The sequence below is a fragment of the Enterobacter sp. BRE11 genome, assembly GCF_031844285.1.
Lineage (GTDB): Bacteria > Pseudomonadota > Gammaproteobacteria > Enterobacterales > Enterobacteriaceae > Pantoea.
This window is the reverse complement of sequence record NZ_JAUZUX010000003.1, coordinates 36931-52085: the sequence shown is the minus strand read 5'-3', so window position 1 is coordinate 52085 and position 15155 is coordinate 36931. Positions and strand designations below refer to the sequence as shown.

Genomic DNA, 15155 nt, shown 5'->3' with positions numbered 1-15155 from the left:
AGAGTATCGGCGCAGCCAACGTAATGCCTGGAGAATGAAACCAATGTCTGGGAACGATCGCGAACCCATTGGGCGCAAAGGAAAACAACCCAAGCCGCCGCGTAACGCTACGCGCCGGGGTCGCCGCAGGGATGAAGACGATTTTGAAAATGATGATTTTGCCGATGAAGTTGAGGAGGAAGCGCCTGTGCCGCGTAAAAGTAAAGGAAAGCGTCCGCCGCGCGGGAAGCGCCGCTGGTTAGGCTGGCTGATCAAGCTGTTCCTCGTGTTTGTGGTAATTATGGCCGCCTGGGGCGTCTACCTCGACTCGGAGATTCGTGCCCGCATCGACGGCAAAGTGTGGCAGCTGCCCGCCACCGTCTACGGCCGCATGGTCAGCCTGGAGCCGGGCATGGCCTACAACAAGAAAGAGATGATTGCGCTGCTGGAAGGCACGCAGTATCGCGAGGTGTCGCGCATCACGCGTCCCGGCGAATTCTCGGTGAAAGGCAACACCATCGATCTGCTGCGCCGCCCGTTCGACTTCCCTGACAGCAAAGAGGGCCAGGTGCACGCGCAGATGGTGTTCGACGGCGATGAGCTGGGCGAGATTAAAAACCTCGACTCCGGCCGCGACTTTGGCTTCTTCCGCCTCGATCCGCGCCTGATCACCATGCTGCAGTCGCCCAACGGCGAGCAGCGCCTGTTTGTGCCGCGCGCCGGCTTCCCGGATCTGCTGGTCGATACGCTGATCGCTACCGAAGACCGTCATTTCTATGAGCATGACGGCATCAGCCCTTACTCAATTGGTCGCGCCTTCCTCGCCAATATCACGGCCGGGAAAGCGGTGCAGGGCGGCAGTACCCTGACGCAGCAGCTGGTAAAAAACCTGTTCCTGACCAACGAGCGTTCACTGTGGCGTAAAGCGCGCGAAGCCTATATGGCGGTGATTATGGACGCGCGCTACAGCAAGGATCGCATCCTGGAGCTCTACCTGAACGAGGTCTATCTCGGTCAGGCAGGCAACGACCAGATCCGCGGCTTCCCGCTGGCGAGCCTCTACTACTTCGGCCGTCCGGTCGACGAGCTGAGCCTCGATCAGCAGGCGATGCTGGTGGGCATGGTGAAAGGGGCCTCGCTCTATAACCCGTGGCGCAATCCGAAGCTGGCGCTGGAGCGACGCAATCTGGTGCTGCGCCTGCTGCAGCAGCAGAAGGTGATCGACCAGGAGCTCTACGACATGCTCTCGGCGCGCCCGCTCGGCGTACAGCCGAAAGGCGGCGTCATCACGCCGCAGCCCGCCTTTATGCAGATGGTGCGTAACGAGCTGCAGGCGAAGCTGGGCGACAAGGTCAAAGATCTCTCTGGCGTGAAGATCTTCACCACCCTCGATCCGGTCTCGCAGGACGCGGCGGAAAAAGCGGTGCTCGACGGCATTCCGGCGCTGAAAAAACAGCGCGGCCTGAAAGATCTGGAAACCGCGATGGTGGTGGTCGATCGCTTCAGCGGCGAAGTGCGCGCCATGGTCGGCGGCGCCGATCCGCAGTTCGCTGGCTACAACCGCGCGCTGCAGGCGCGTCGCTCTATCGGCTCGCTGGCGAAACCGGCGACCTATCTGACCGCGCTCAGCCAGCCCAACACCTACCGTCTCAACAGCTGGATCGCCGATGAGCCGATCGCGCTGAAGCAGCCGAACGGCACCGTCTGGAAACCGATGAACGACGATCGTCGCTTCAGCGGCAAGGTAATGCTGGTGGACGCGCTGACCAACTCCATGAACGTGCCGACGGTCAATCTCGGCATGACGCTGGGGCTGGACGCGGTTGTGGATACCTGGACCAAACTGGGCGTGCCGAAAGATCAGCTCAACCCGGTGCCGTCGATGCTGCTCGGCGCGCTTAACCTGACGCCGATCGAAGTGGCGCAGGCGTTCCAGTCGATCGCCAGCGGCGGCAACCGCGCCTCGCTGTCGGCGGTGCGCTCGGTGATTGCTGAAGACGGCACCGTGCTCTATCAGAGCTACCCGCAGGCGCAGCGCGTAGAGCCGGCGCAGGCCGCCTATCTGACGCTCTATACCATGCAGCAGGTCGCCGATCACGGTACGGCGCGCGCGCTGGGCGCGCGTTATCCGAAAGCGCATCTGGCAGGTAAAACCGGTACCACCAACGACCTGATCGACAGCTGGTTCGCCGGGGTCGACGGCAAAGAGGTCGCCATTACCTGGGTGGGGCGCGACAATAACCAGCCGAGCAAGCTGTACGGTGCCAGCGGTGCGATGCAGATCTACCGCCGCTACCTGGACAATCAGGCACCGATGCCGCTGGTGCTGACGCCGCCGGAAGATGTCTCGATGATGAACATCGATTCCGCAGGCAATTTCGTCTGCGGCAACGGCAGCAGCACCTGGCGCTCGCTGCCGGTATGGTCGCTCGATCCCGACGCTCTCTGCCAGCAGCAGCAACAGCTGTTCCAGCAGCAGCAGCAGTTGCAGGAGCAGCAGAACCAGCAGCAAAATCAGCAGCAGATGCAGCAGCAACCGCAGCAGCAGCCGGAGAAGAAAGAAGGCGACGGCGTCGCGGGCTGGATCAAAGATATGTTCGGCGGCAACTAAACCGTCGGTTAAAAAGGGCGCTACGGCGCCCTTTTTTTATGCCCGGCCAATAGTACGAGACTGGCCGCCAGACGGCGCTGCGCGCGGGATTATCCCTTGCAGAGAGTAAAGCGTTTCGCCTAGAATCCATTCGGCATAATAATCATTCTCGTTTTCATTCGCCTGCCTGCGACTTTATTCAAGAGACACGACCATGAATGCGCGAACGACTTTTCCTTGTTATCCGGACGGCGCAGTTTTAAATCAGAATCTCGACGTCGCCGGATACACCACGGTGGATGCGAGGCTGAAATATGACCCTGGCCGCTCCGGTCTGTCGGGCTCGTCGGTGGGCGTCAACGTGAAAAACCTGATTGACCGCGACGACGCCTGCTACTGGCGCACAGAGCGTCAAATTGTCGGCGCCGCCACTTTTCGTTTTTGATGCAACCGGGCGCCGCGGTGCCCGTTTAACCTGGGATGATCATGCAGCCTTCGCACGACACAGCCACTTTTTCGCTGGATAATGTCAGCTTTCACGTGCCTGGCCGCACGCTGCTGCATCCGCTCTCGTTAACCTTTCCGCCGGGCAACGTGACCGCGCTTATCGGCCATAACGGATCCGGAAAATCGACCTTGCTGAAAATGCTGGGACGGCACCAGAGCCCCAGTGAGGGGCGCGTGCTGCTTAACGCGACGCCGGTTGAGGCGTGGAACGGCAAAGCTTTCGCGCGCGAAGTCGCCTATTTGCCGCAGCAGCTGCCCGCCGCCGAAGGCATGACGGTGCGCGAGCTGGTGGCGATAGGTCGCTACCCCTGGCACGGCGCGCTGGGCCGCTTCAGCCACGACGATCGCGTGCGGGTCGAAGAGGCGATTGCGCAGGTCGGGCTGAAACCGCTGGCCGCGCGCCTGGTGGACAGCCTTTCCGGCGGCGAGCGTCAGCGCGCCTGGCTGGCGATGCTGGTGGCGCAAAACAGCCGCTGCCTGCTGCTGGACGAACCGACCTCGGCGCTGGATATCGCGCATCAGGTTGAGGTGCTGGCGCTGATCCAGCGGCTCAGCCGCGAGCGCGGCCTGACGGTGATCGCCGTGCTGCACGATATCAATATGGCGGCGCGCTACTGCGACCATCTGGTGGCGCTGCGCGGTGGCAAGATGATTGCCGAAGGCGCGCCGGACAGCATGATGCAGGCCGAGGTGCTGGGCGCGATTTACGGCATTCCCATGGGTATCCTGCCGCATCCGCAGGGCGGCGCGCCGGTCAGCTTTGTCTACTGAGGGCCTGAGCATGGAGATTACTCGTCGTCGCCTGCTGGCGGCGCTGGCGCTGACGCCGTGGCTGAATGCGCTGCCGCTGCGCGCTGCCCTGCCTGAACAGCCGCGTATTATCGCGCTGGAGTGGCTGCCGACCGAGCTGCTGCTGGCGCTCGGCGTCGCGCCACTGGCGGTCGCCGATACGCGCAACTACAACATCTGGGTCGGCGAGCCGCCGCTGCCGCCGCAGACCCTGGACGTCGGGCTGCGCACCGAACCTAATCTGGAGCTGATGACCCAGCTGCAGCCCTCGCTGATCCTCTGCTCGAACGGCTACGGCCCGCCGCCGGAAAAACTCAAGCGCATTGCGCCGATTATGGGCTTCGACCTCAACCGCGGCGACGGCAAACCGCTCTCCGCGGCGCGTGATTCGCTGCGCGCGCTGGCGACGTGTATCGGCCGCGAAGCCGAAGCCGAGGCGCATCTGCAGCTGCTGGATCGCGAGCTGGCCGCCGCGCGCCAGCGTCTGGCACCCTATGCCGCGCGCCCGGTGCTGCTGATGTCGCTGATGGATAGCCGGCATGCGCTGGCATTCGGCAAAAACAGTCTGTTTCTGGAGGTGATGGAGCAGCTGGGGCTGACCAATGCGTGGCAGGGAGAAACCAACTTCTGGGGCAGCGCAGTGATTGGCATCGAGCGGCTGGCGCATCTGCGCGACGTCGAGGCGATCTGCTTCGATCACGCCAACGACGCCGATATGGCACAGCTCAGCCGCAGCCCGCTGTGGCAGGCGCTGCCGTTTGTTCGTGCCGGACGCTTTCAGCGGGTTCCGGCGGTGTGGTACTACGGCGCGACCCTGTCGGCGCTGCACTTTGTTCGCGTGCTGGAACGCGCGCTGGAGACGCGCTGATGCGCCATCGTTTTTTCCCCGCCGCGCTGCTGAGCCTGCTCTTTCTGCTGGCGCTGCTGCTGAGCGTTATCAACCTGCGCGCGGCGCTGCCGTCGGCGCAGTGGGCGCAGGCGCTGCTGTCGCCGGATCTCAACAACATCGATCAGATGCTGTTTCACTACAGCCTGCTGCCGCGGCTCGGGCTGGCGCTGCTGGTCGGCGCCGGACTGGGGCTGGCGGGCCTGCTGTTTCAGCAGGCGCTGCGCAATCCGCTGGCGGAGCCGACCACGCTGGGCGTCTCGTCCGGCGCCCAGCTCGGCATTACCGTCGCCACGCTGTGGCAGCTGCCGGGCGGGACGGCCACGACGCAGCTGGCGGCGCTGATCGGCGCGCTGGCGGTTGGGGCGGTGGTGTTCGGCGTCGCCTGGGGCAAACGGCTGTCGCCGGTTACGCTGATCCTCTCTGGGCTGGTGCTGAGCCTCTACAGCGGGGCGGTGAACCAGATCTTCGCCATTTTCAATCACGACCAGCTGCAGACAATGTTTCTGTGGAGCACCGGCACGCTCAACCAGATGGGTTGGGAGAATGTCAGCCTGCTGTGGCCGCGTCTGCTGCTCGCCTTCGCGCTGGCGCTGGCGCTGCTGCGTCCGCTGACGCTGATGGGGCTGGATGACGGCGTGGCGAAAAACCTCGGCCTGGCGCTGGCGCTGTCGCGCGTCGGCACGCTGGCGCTGGCGATCCTGCTCAGCGCGCAGCTGGTGAGCGTGGCGGGCATTATCGGCTTTATCGGTCTCTTCGCGCCGCTGCTGGCGAAGCTGCTGGGGGCGCGTCGGCTGCTGAGCCGTATGCTGCTGGCGCCGCTGATTGGCGCGCTGCTGCTGTGGCTGGCGGATGCCTGCGTGCTGTGGCTCACCGCTCACTGGCGTGAAGTCTCTACCGGCACCCTGACCGCGCTGACGGGCGTGCCGCTGCTGCTCTGGCTGCTGCCGCGCCTGCGCACCGGCTCGGCGCCGCCCCCGCTCGATATGGGCGATAAAGTACCGCCGGAGCGGCATGCGGTGCGGCGCTGGTCGCTGCTCGGTCTGGCGCTGCTGGGGGGGCTGGCGTGGGTCGCGCTCGCCTTTGGCCGTGATGCGCACGGCTGGGTATGGTCAGGCGGCGAACTGTTCCATCAGCTGCTGCCATGGCGCGCGCCGCGTCTGCTGGCGGCGCTGGCGGTAGGGCTAATGCTCGGCGTCGCAGGCTGTTTGATTCAGCGTCTGACCGGCAATCCGATGGCCAGCCCGGAAGTGCTGGGCATCAGCTCCGGCGCAGCGTTCGGCGTGGTGGTGATGCTGTTTTTCGTGCCGGGCGACGCGCTGGCGTTTCTGCTGCCGGCGGGCGCGCTGGGCGCGGCGGGAACGCTGATGATTATTATGCTGGTGGCGAGCCGCGGCGGCTTTTCGCCGGAGCGAATGCTGCTGGCGGGCATGGCGCTGAACAGCGCGTTCGTCACGCTGCTGATGCTGCTGCTGGCGAGCGGCGATCCGCGTATGGGCGGCTTGCTGAGCTGGATTTCCGGCTCCACCTACACGATCAGCGCAAAGGCGGCGATGCAGAGCGCCTTGCTGGCGCTGGTTTTGACCGCGCTGGCGCCGCTCGCCAGCCGCTGGCTGACGCTGCTGCCGCTGGGCGCCGCCACGGCGCGTTCGGCGGGCATGGCGCTCAATGCCTCGCGTCTGGCGCTGATGCTGCTGGCGGCCGCGCTGACCGCCGCGGCGACGCTGACCATCGGGCCGCTGAGTTTTGTCGGCTTGATGGCGCCGCATATCGCGCGCATGCTCGGCTTCCGCCGCGCGCTGCCGCAGATGGCGATGGCGGGGCTGTTCGGCGCAGGGCTGATGCTGCTGGCCGACTGGTGCGGACGCATGCTGGCGTTTCCCGATCAGCTACCGGCGGGACTGATGGCGACCTTTATCGGCGCGCCTTATTTTATCTGGCTGCTAAGACGCTCGCGGTAAAAAAAGACCGGCAATATGCCGGTCTGACGTTGTTGACTGCGTGCTCACGCGGATGACAGGGTCTGATCGCAAAGTCGCTCAAGGCATCCCTGCTCGCTCGGCCCGCGACATCCCTGTCGCGGGACGCTTTGCTCTTCAGCCCCTGTCATCCGCTTTTTGACAGGCTAGCCGTCTGAGCGAATAACGCGTTTACAGCTTCGCAAAACAGCGACGCGCGGCGTCGACGGTGCGGTCAATGTCCTCGGCGCTGTGCGCCAGCGACATGAAGCCCGCTTCAAAGGCGGAAGGCGCAAGGTAAACGCCTTCTTCCAGCATCAGGTGGAAGAAGTGCTTAAAGCGCTCAACGTCGCACTTCGTCACGTCGGCGTAGCAGGTCACGCTGTCGGCGTCGGTGAAGAAAATGCCGAACATGCCGCCGACGTGATTCACCACCAGCGGGATATTTTCCGCCTTCGCCGCCGCCAGCAGACCCTGCGCCAGCTGCGTGGTGCGCTCGGTCAGGGTCTGATGAGTGCCCGGCTGGGCGATCTGCGTCAGGCAGGCGAAACCGGCCGCCATCGCAATCGGGTTGCCGGAAAGGGTGCCCGCCTGATAAACCGGCCCGGTCGGTGCCAGCGCATCCATCACTTCGCGGCGTCCGCCAAAGGCGCCCACCGGCATGCCGCCGCCGATAATCTTGCCGAGGCAGGTAAGATCTGGCCGCACGTTGTAATGCGCCTGCGCGCCGCCCAGCGCCACGCGGAAGCCGGTCATCACTTCGTCGATAATCAGCAGCGCGCCGAATTCGTCGCACAGCGCGCGCAGGCCCGGCAGGAAGTCCGGCTGCGGCGGAATACAGTTCATATTGCCCGCGACCGGCTCGACGATAATGCAGGCGATCTCTTCCGGATACTGCTCAAAGGCGGTACGTACCGAGTTGAGATCGTTATAGGTGCAGGTCAGAGTGTGGCGCGCGAAATCGGCCGGCACGCCGGGGGAGTTCGGCTGGCCCAGCGTCAGGGCGCCGGAACCCGCTTTCACCAGCAGGCAGTCGGCATGACCGTGATAGCAGCCTTCAAACTTCACGATCTTGTCGCGGCCGGTAAAGCCGCGCGCCAGGCGAATGGCGCTCATGGTCGCTTCGGTGCCGGAATTTACCATGCGCACCTTATCCATGCTCGGCACCAGCTCGCACACCAGCTGCGCCATCTTCACTTCCATTTCGGTGGGGGCGCCAAAGCTCAGGCCACGCGCGGCGGCTTCAATGACCGCGTTGCGGATCTCAACGTTGTTGTGGCCCAGCACCATCGGCCCCCATGAACCGACATAGTCGATATAGGCTTTGCCGTCGGCGTCATAGAGGTACGCGCCGTCGGCGCGCTCGATGAACAGCGGCGTGCCGCCTACGCCGTTAAACGCGCGCACCGGCGAGTTAACGCCGCCGGGGATCAGGCGTTGCGCTTCGGCAAACAGGTTTTCGGACTTACTCATTTATTCGGCTCCAGCGGTTCATAAAAAATCTCGCGCCATTCTACGGGAAGAAGACGGCAGGACGAAAGGCCGGAAAGGGCGCGCTATATTTACCTTAGCTGAAGGCTGGCGGCACAGAGTGCGAAGGGCAAAACTTGATTGCGCTATCGCGCTGGCGGATAATACGGCAATTGAGGTCGTTTTCTGGCCTGGACCTTTACCGGAGTATAAGATGAGTGATGATATTGCAGCACTGCCGTTACAGTTTACCGATGCGGCGGCCAGCAAGGTAAAGAACCTGATTGCCGACGAAGAGAATCCCGATCTGAAACTGCGCGTCTATATTACCGGCGGCGGTTGCAGCGGCTTTCAGTATGGTTTCACCTTTGACGACAAAATGAACGACGGCGACATGACCATTGAGAAACAGGGCGTGGCGCTGGTGGTGGATCCGATGAGCCTGCAGTACCTGGTCGGCGGCTCGGTTGACTACACCGAAGGTCTGGAAGGATCGCGTTTTATCGTGACTAACCCGAACGCCAAAACCACCTGCGGCTGCGGCTCCTCTTTCAGTATCTGATGTAAAAAGGCCGTCTTGCGACGGCCTTTTTCTTACCATTCCACGGTTACCAGCTTCGCCGTTTCCTTACGAACACTATCCTTCTTTAGCACGCTTTCCGTGACGCGCGGCTGCGCGTTGATGCGGCGACCGCAATCGATCTGCGGCATTGCCCGTTGCGGCTGGCTGTTAACTTCACAGCGCGAATAGATTATCAGCTGAACGCCTATCGATCCCGTGGTCGACGCTGTTGCAAAGGGCGCGACGGTCGCGAGCGCGAAGGCCAGCAGCAAGGCTCTGGTCATGTTTGATTCCTGGTGTGCAAAATGCGCAAGGCGCATAAAAGGACGCTGAGCTTACGTGGCGTCGGCGTCTCATTTATTGATTAACGGCAAAATTAGCGGGATCTTTAACCGCTTCCTGCTGATTTAATGTTCTGGATGCAGGGCGGCGCAAAGCTGTTTTGCCGCCAGCAGCATACGCGGGCCAGGGCGGCTGAGCCAGTCATCCTTAATGGCGATAACCGGCACGGTGAGCTGAGGCTGCCAGAAGCGTGCCACGCTCTGCGCCTGCGCGGCATCGCCGGCGACCACAATCGCCTGTGGGTGACGCATCAGCACCTGCTCGCGGCTGACCTGCGGCCAGCTGACGCGGCTGTCGGCGAAAATATTCTTTCCGGCGCACAGCGTAATGATGTCGTTTTGCAGGGTATCGCGCGCGGCGGTAAACAAGGGTTGCTGACCAAACTGCAGGAAAAGCGGCACGGCGGGCAGGGCGGCGTAGCGCGCGCGCAGGGCCTTTTCCTGCTGCTTCAGCTGCTGCGCGGCTTCCAGCGCCTGCTGCGGCTGCGGGCTCCAGCGCTGCAGCGACGCGACGGCGTCCGCCATCTCCTCCAGCGAACCGGGATCGAGCCACTCGACCTTAACGCCGAGCCGCTGCAGCTGATCGATCTGGCGCTGCGGATTGCCGCCGCGCCAGGCGAGCACCACATCTGGCTTCAGCGCCAGAATGCGCTCGACCTTCACGCCTTGCCAGTTGGCGACCTGCTCCAGCGCTTTCGCGGCGGGTGGATAGTCGGACCAGGCGCTGACCGCGACCGGCGTGATGCCGGCGGCAAACGCCATTTCGGTGAGGTGGGGAGCGAGCGAGATAACGCGTGGGGCGGCGGCGAACAGGCTGCTGCAAAACAGCAGCAGCCCGATCGGCCAGAGCGATTTAGCCACGCGCCAGGCGCGCCAGCAGCTTCTCCACCATCAGCGACGACTGCTGCGCCGCGACGCTGAGAAACTCTTCAAAGCTCAGATGCGACGCTTTGTCGGCAACGTCGGAGATGGCACGCACCACCACGAAAGGCACCTTGAACTGGTGGCAGACATGGCCGATGGCGGTCGCTTCCATCTCCACGGCGATCGCCTGCGGGAAGGTAGCGCGAATGCGCGCCAGCGGTTCGGCACCGTTGATAAAGGCGTCGCCGCTAACCACCAGACCGCGCACCGCGTTCAGGTTCAGCTCGCTGATGCAGGCTTCAGCGGCGGCAATCAGCTGCGCATCGGCGGTAAAGGCCGCCGGACAGCCCGCCATCTGGCCTGGCTCGTAGCCGAAGGCGGTAACGTCGGCGTCGTGATAGCGCACTTCGTCCGAGACCACGATATCGCCGACCGAGAGCGTCGGCGCCAGACCGCCGGCCGATCCGGTGTTGATCACCAGGTCTGGTTTGCACAGCTCAAGCAGCAGGGTGGTGCCCAGCGCCGCCGAGGTTTTACCGATACCCGATTTCAGCAAAGCGACCTCAACGCCGTTCAGCGTGCCGGTGTAAATTTCGCAGCCGGCCAGCGTCAGGGTCTGGCGGTTCTCGATTTTGTCACGCAGCAGGGTCACTTCCTGCTCCATCGCGCCAATAATGCCTGCTTTCATAAGAGAGTCTCGCTAATGTGGTGGAAGTGGTCGTAAAAAGTGAGGCATAGTCTAGCATGGCTGGCAGGGGATTGATTCACGAAGGTATAAGGGGAAACGATGGCGACAGTTAATTTCAGGAAGAAGATCAGTTTTACTCGCCCTTATAACACGCGCAAAGAGCCGGAAGGGGAATACTATATTACCCGCCACTTTGAGAGCGATCGCGGCCGTATTATCAATTCGGCGGCGATTCGCCGACTGCAGCAAAAAACCCAGGTTTTTCCGCTGGAGCGCAATGCCGCTGTGCGCTCGCGCCTCACCCATTCGCTGGAAGTGCAGCAGACGGGACGCTATATCGCTAAAGAGATCCTGCAAACCCTGAAAAGTCAGGGCGGTCTGGCGCAGTACGGGCTGGACGAGATGGAGGGCGCGTTCGAAAGTCTGGTGGAGATGGCCTGCCTGCTGCACGACGTCGGCAATCCGCCGTTTGGCCATTTCGGCGAGGCAGCCATTAACGACTGGTTTGAAGAGCACCTTCCGCTGGAGCTGGTGGACCCGCTGGTGGCTGGCGTTGAAGGCGACCAGCAGCGCGCCGATTTCAGTCAGCTCAACGCCATGATTCGCCAGGATCTGTGCCACTTTGAAGGTAATGCGCAGGCAATTCGCATGGTGCATACCCTTCTGCAGCTCAATCTCAGCTATTCGCAGGTTGCCTGCATCCTGAAATATACCGCGCCCGCCTGGTGGCAGGGCGAGAAGCCCGAGCCGTTCAGCGCGCTGATGAAAAAACCGGGTTTTTACCTCTCTGAACGCGACTATATCGCCGATCTGCGCGCAGCGACCCATATGGACGAGCATCATCGCTTTCCGCTGACCTATATTATGGAAGCGGCGGATGATATCTCTTACTGCATTGCCGACCTGGATGACGCTGTCGAAAAAGATATATTTAACATTGATGCGCTTTATGACTATTTATGTAAAAACTGGGGACCGATTAAAAATAATGACGCCTTCAGTCGAACGGTCGGCGAGGCATGGCGAGAAGCCTGTAACAAAAAGCGTCGCAGCAGAAGCGATCAGTTCTTTATGTCGTTGCGCGTTAACGTACAGAACGTACTGGTCAGCCATGCGGTAAAGCGTTTCGTCGATAATCTGCCCGCTATTTTCAACGGCGATTTTAATCATGCACTATTAGAGGACGACGGCGAAGAGGGAAGATTATTACAGATGTTTAAAACGGTGGCGCGCCGCCACGTATTTAATCATGCCGAAGTTGAACAGCTGGAATTACAAGGTTATCGCGTCATTAAGGGATTGTTAGAAATATATCAACCTTTGATGACGTTAACGTTCGAAGCCTTTACCACACTGATTAACGAGGACTTTCTGCGCCAGCATCCGATTGAAACGCGCCTGTTTCATAAACTTTCCGGAAAACACCGCAAAGCCTATCAGCAAAAAATGCGTACGCTGGTCGTCGAGCATAAATATCAGCGGCTATTATGGGAAAGATATTATCGCTTTCGTCTGATTCAGGATTATATTAGCGGGATGACCGATCTCTACGCGTGGGATGAGTATCGCCGACTCATGGCGGTAGAATAACTGGAGTTTTGTAAAGGGCGTGCATAAATTTTTACCTTTGCCGCAAACTTTTGCTGGAACTTCGCGCTAAAAGATTAATCTCATAACTGACCACAGCAACGGTCTGGCGTTTATTACTGGATGAGACTAACACGAATGAAAAAAAACACCCTAACGTTGAGCGCGCTGGCGCTCAGTCTTGGCCTGGCGTTAAGCCCTGCCGCGGTTTTCGCCGCTGAATCGGCCTCTTCTACCAGTCAGCAGCTGCCGAGCCTGGCGCCGATGCTGGAAAAAGTGATGCCGTCAGTGGTCAGCATTAGCGTTGAAGGCAGCACCACGGTAAAAACCCCGCGTCTGCCGCAGCAGTTCCAGCAGTTCTTCGGCGATGATTCGCCATTCTGCCAGGATGGTTCCCCTTTCCAGAGTTCGCCGATGTGTCAGGGCGGCACGGGCGGCGCGGGTCCCAACACGCAACAGGAAAAATTCCGCGCGCTTGGCTCCGGTGTAATCATCAACGCTGAAAAAGGCTATGTGGTGACCAACAACCACGTTGTCGATAATGCGACCAAAATTCAGGTGCAGCTCAGCGATGGCCGCCGCTATGACGGCAAAGTCATTGGTAAAGATCCGCGCTCCGATATCGCGCTGGTCCAGCTCATCGATGCGAAAAACCTGACGGCAATTAAAATTGCGGACTCCGACAACCTGCGCGTTGGCGATTATACCGTCGCCATCGGCAACCCCTACGGCCTGGGCGAAACCGTCACGTCAGGCATCGTTTCGGCGCTGGGACGCAGCGGGCTCAACGTCGAAAACTACGAAAACTTTATTCAGACCGATGCGGCGATTAACCGCGGCAACTCAGGCGGCGCGCTGGTGAACCTCAACGGCGAACTGATCGGCATCAATACAGCGATCCTCGCGCCGGACGGCGGCAATATCGGCATCGGCTTTGCCATCCCGAGTAATATGGTGAAAAACCTTACCGGACAGATGGTAGAGTTCGGTCAGGTGAAACGCGGCGAGCTGGGTATTCTGGGCGCTGAGCTGAACTCTGAGCTGGCGAAAGCGATGAAGGTTGACGCACAGCGCGGCGCCTTCGTCAGCCAGGTGCTGCCGAACTCCGCCGCAGCGAAAGCGGGCGTGAAGGCGGGCGACGTCGTGGTGTCGATGAACGGCAAGCCGCTGAGCAGCTTTGCCGCTCTGCGCGCCGAAGTCGGTTCGCTGCCGATCGGCACTAAACTGCAGCTTGGCCTGCTGCGCGACGGCAAACCCGTGAGCGTGACCGTCGAACTGCAGCAAAGTACGCAGGACAAGGTGCAGTCTGCCACCATCTACACCGGCATTGAGGGCGCCGACCTGAGCAACGACAGCGGCAGCGATAAAGGGGTGCGCGTAGACAATGTGAAGCCTGACAGCGCCGCAGCGCGTATCGGCCTGAAAAAAGGCGATATCATTCTTGGCGTTAACCAGCAGCGTGTCGCCAACCTGGGCGAGCTGCGTAAAATCCTCGATACCAAACCGTCAGTGCTGGCGCTTAACGTTAAGCGTGGTGACAGCAGCATCTATCTGCTGATGCAGTAACGCTTTTTATCTTATCAGGCGGACCTCGGTCCGCCTTTTTTATGGGCGCGGTTGAGAATGTGACCGGAGCCGCAAAACCTGTAAATCCCCGCCCGGCTCTATGCATTTGCACAATGCCTGGCCTCGCCGCCATGCGTATGCTGTAGCATCCACTCTCTGTCAGGATTTACAGATGGCAAACTATCATCTTGATGCACGCCTTGCGCAGGATATTGTGGCGCGCACCATGAAGATTATTGACAGCAATGTCAACGTGATGGATGCGCGTGGCCGTATCATCGGCAGCGGCGATCGCGAGCGTATTGGCGAATTGCACGAAGGCGCGCTGCTGGTGCTCTCTCAGGGGCGCGTAGTGGATATCGACGAGGCGGTGGCGAAGCATCTGCACGGCGTGCGGCCAGGCATCAATTTGCCGCTGCGCATCGATGGCGAGATCGTCGGCGTCATCGGTCTGACGGGCGATCCGGTCGCGCTGCGTCACTACGGTGAGCTGGTCTGCATGACGGCGGAGATGATGCTGGAGCAGACCCGGCTGCTGCATATGCTGGCGCAAGACAGTCGCCTGCGCGAGGAGCTGGTGCTGAACCTTATCCGTAGCGAAAGCCTGACGCCGCAGCTGACCGAATGGGCGCAGCGCCTCGGCATCGATCTCAATCAGCCGCGCGTGGTGGCGGTGGTAGAGGTAGACAGCGGTCAGCTCGGCGTCGACAGCGCGATGTCGGAGCTGCAGCAGCTGCAAACGCTGCTGACGACCCCGGAGCGCGATAACCTGATCGCCATTGTTTCCCTGACGGAGATGGTCGTGCTAAAGCCGGCGCTGAATGCACACGGGCGCTACGACCAGGAGGATCATCGCAAGCGCGTCGAACAGCTGCTGCAGCGTATGAAAGAGAGCGGCCAGGTGAGGATGCGCATCGCGCTCGGCAACTATTTTACCGGGCCTGGCAGCATAGCGCGCTCGTATCGTACCGCGCGCACTACCATGATGGTCGGCAAGCAGCGTATGCCGGAGTTGCGCAGCTATTTTTATCAGGATTTAGTCTTGCCGGTGCTGCTCGACAGCCTGCGCGGCGGCTGGCAGGCGAATGAGCTGGCGCGTCCGCTGGCGCGGCTGAAAAGCATGGATAATAACGGTCTGCTGCGGCGCACGCTGGTGGCCTGGTTTACCCATAACGTGCAGCCCAGCGCGACGGCGCGCGCCCTCTTTATTCACCGTAATACGCTGGAGTATCGGCTGAACCGCATTTCCGAGCTGACCGGGCTGAACCTTAGCCAGTTTGACGATCGTCTGCTGCTCTATGTGGCGCTGCAGCTGGACGAGCAGAGCTGAGATGACAAAAAGGCCAGCGTTGGCTGGCCTTCTGCAGC

At 61.3% G+C, this 15155-nt stretch carries 12 protein-coding genes and 1 pseudogene; 9 read left to right on the top strand and 4 right to left on the bottom strand.

What is annotated here, in order from left to right:
- Positions 1-43 precede the first annotated feature (43 nt).
- From mrcB to fhuB, 5 genes and pseudogenes are all read left to right on the top strand, one after another.
- Positions 44-2590, top strand: coding sequence for a bifunctional glycosyl transferase/transpeptidase (gene mrcB / locus Q9R34_RS04075; protein WP_485892490.1), 2547 nt, complete (start codon positions 44-46; stop codon positions 2588-2590).
- A gap of 220 nt (positions 2591-2810) precedes the next feature.
- Positions 2811-3014 (top strand): annotated as a pseudogene (locus tag Q9R34_RS04070) (hypothetical protein); the annotation flags it as partial.
- Positions 3015-3055: 41 nt separating this feature from the next.
- Positions 3056-3847 (top strand): Fe3+-hydroxamate ABC transporter ATP-binding protein FhuC, encoded by a 792-nt coding sequence (fhuC, locus tag Q9R34_RS04065; RefSeq protein WP_485892489.1) that lies wholly within the window; start codon positions 3056-3058, stop codon positions 3845-3847.
- Between the two features lie 10 nt (positions 3848-3857).
- The gene (gene fhuD / locus Q9R34_RS04060; protein WP_485892488.1) at positions 3858-4733 is read left to right on the top strand and encodes a Fe(3+)-hydroxamate ABC transporter substrate-binding protein FhuD; all 876 of its coding nucleotides are present in this window, start codon (positions 3858-3860) and stop codon (positions 4731-4733) included.
- Positions 4733-6712, top strand: a complete 1980-nt coding sequence (gene fhuB, locus Q9R34_RS04055; protein WP_485892487.1) for a Fe(3+)-hydroxamate ABC transporter permease FhuB — start codon at positions 4733-4735, stop codon at positions 6710-6712. Before fhuD ends, fhuB begins: the two co-directional genes overlap by 1 nt.
- 189 nt (positions 6713-6901) lie before the next feature.
- Here fhuB and hemL read toward each other — a convergent pair whose 3' ends face one another.
- Positions 6902-8182 carry a glutamate-1-semialdehyde 2,1-aminomutase gene (hemL, locus tag Q9R34_RS04050; RefSeq protein WP_434126820.1) on the bottom strand — a complete coding sequence of 427 codons (1281 nt, stop codon included), beginning with the start codon at positions 8180-8182 and terminating at the stop codon, positions 6902-6904.
- Positions 8183-8393: 211 nt separating this feature from the next.
- Here hemL and erpA point away from each other — a divergent pair, with 211 nt between their 5' ends.
- Entirely contained in the window at positions 8394-8741 is a 348-nt protein-coding gene (gene erpA, locus Q9R34_RS04045; protein WP_485892485.1) for an iron-sulfur cluster insertion protein ErpA, read from the top strand.
- Positions 8742-8773: 32 nt separating this feature from the next.
- Here the strand turns inward: erpA and Q9R34_RS04040 are convergent, their stop codons facing one another.
- The 3 genes from Q9R34_RS04040 to mtnN form a co-directional block, all read right to left on the bottom strand.
- Entirely contained in the window at positions 8774-9025 is a 252-nt protein-coding gene (locus Q9R34_RS04040; RefSeq protein WP_434126818.1) for a hypothetical protein, read from the bottom strand.
- Positions 9026-9148: 123 nt separating this feature from the next.
- On the bottom strand, positions 9149-9943 hold the full coding sequence (gene btuF, locus Q9R34_RS04035) for a vitamin B12 ABC transporter substrate-binding protein BtuF (protein ID WP_434126816.1): 795 nt from the start codon (positions 9941-9943) through the stop codon (positions 9149-9151).
- A complete protein-coding gene (mtnN, locus tag Q9R34_RS04030; protein ID WP_033749569.1) occupies positions 9936-10634 on the bottom strand; it encodes a 5'-methylthioadenosine/S-adenosylhomocysteine nucleosidase in 699 nt (232 codons plus the stop codon). The genes btuF and mtnN overlap by 8 nt, the downstream gene beginning before the upstream one ends.
- Before the next feature lie 99 nt (positions 10635-10733).
- Here mtnN and dgt point away from each other — a divergent pair, with 99 nt between their 5' ends.
- The 3 genes from dgt to Q9R34_RS04015 all read left to right on the top strand — a co-directional run bounded on the left by dgt (position 10734) and on the right by Q9R34_RS04015 (position 15117).
- On the top strand, positions 10734-12224 hold the full coding sequence (gene dgt, locus Q9R34_RS04025) for a dGTPase (RefSeq protein ID WP_485892484.1): 1491 nt from the start codon (positions 10734-10736) through the stop codon (positions 12222-12224).
- 135 nt (positions 12225-12359) lie between these two features.
- Positions 12360-13787 carry a serine endoprotease DegP gene (gene degP / locus Q9R34_RS04020; RefSeq protein WP_485892483.1) on the top strand — a complete coding sequence of 476 codons (1428 nt, stop codon included), beginning with the start codon at positions 12360-12362 and terminating at the stop codon, positions 13785-13787.
- A 172-nt stretch (positions 13788-13959) separates the two neighbouring features.
- A complete protein-coding gene (locus Q9R34_RS04015; protein ID WP_434126811.1) occupies positions 13960-15117 on the top strand; it encodes a CdaR family transcriptional regulator in 1158 nt (385 codons plus the stop codon).
- The last annotated feature ends 38 nt before the right edge of the window (positions 15118-15155 follow it).

Coding starts and splice junctions, on each gene's coding strand:
- mrcB (WP_485892490.1), top strand. CDS start 44: ATGTCTGGGAACGATCGCGAACCCATTGGGCGCAAAGGAAAACAACCC.
- fhuC (WP_485892489.1), top strand. CDS start 3,056: ATGCAGCCTTCGCACGACACAGCCACTTTTTCGCTGGATAATGTCAGC.
- fhuD (WP_485892488.1), top strand. CDS start 3,858: ATGGAGATTACTCGTCGTCGCCTGCTGGCGGCGCTGGCGCTGACGCCG.
- fhuB (WP_485892487.1), top strand. CDS start 4,733: ATGCGCCATCGTTTTTTCCCCGCCGCGCTGCTGAGCCTGCTCTTTCTG.
- hemL (WP_434126820.1), bottom strand. CDS start 8,182: ATGAGTAAGTCCGAAAACCTGTTTGCCGAAGCGCAACGCCTGATCCCC.
- erpA (WP_485892485.1), top strand. CDS start 8,394: ATGAGTGATGATATTGCAGCACTGCCGTTACAGTTTACCGATGCGGCG.
- Q9R34_RS04040 (WP_434126818.1), bottom strand. CDS start 9,025: ATGACCAGAGCCTTGCTGCTGGCCTTCGCGCTCGCGACCGTCGCGCCC.
- mtnN (WP_033749569.1), bottom strand. CDS start 10,634: ATGAAAGCAGGCATTATTGGCGCGATGGAGCAGGAAGTGACCCTGCTG.
- dgt (WP_485892484.1), top strand. CDS start 10,734: ATGGCGACAGTTAATTTCAGGAAGAAGATCAGTTTTACTCGCCCTTAT.
- degP (WP_485892483.1), top strand. CDS start 12,360: ATGAAAAAAAACACCCTAACGTTGAGCGCGCTGGCGCTCAGTCTTGGC.
- Q9R34_RS04015 (WP_434126811.1), top strand. CDS start 13,960: ATGGCAAACTATCATCTTGATGCACGCCTTGCGCAGGATATTGTGGCG.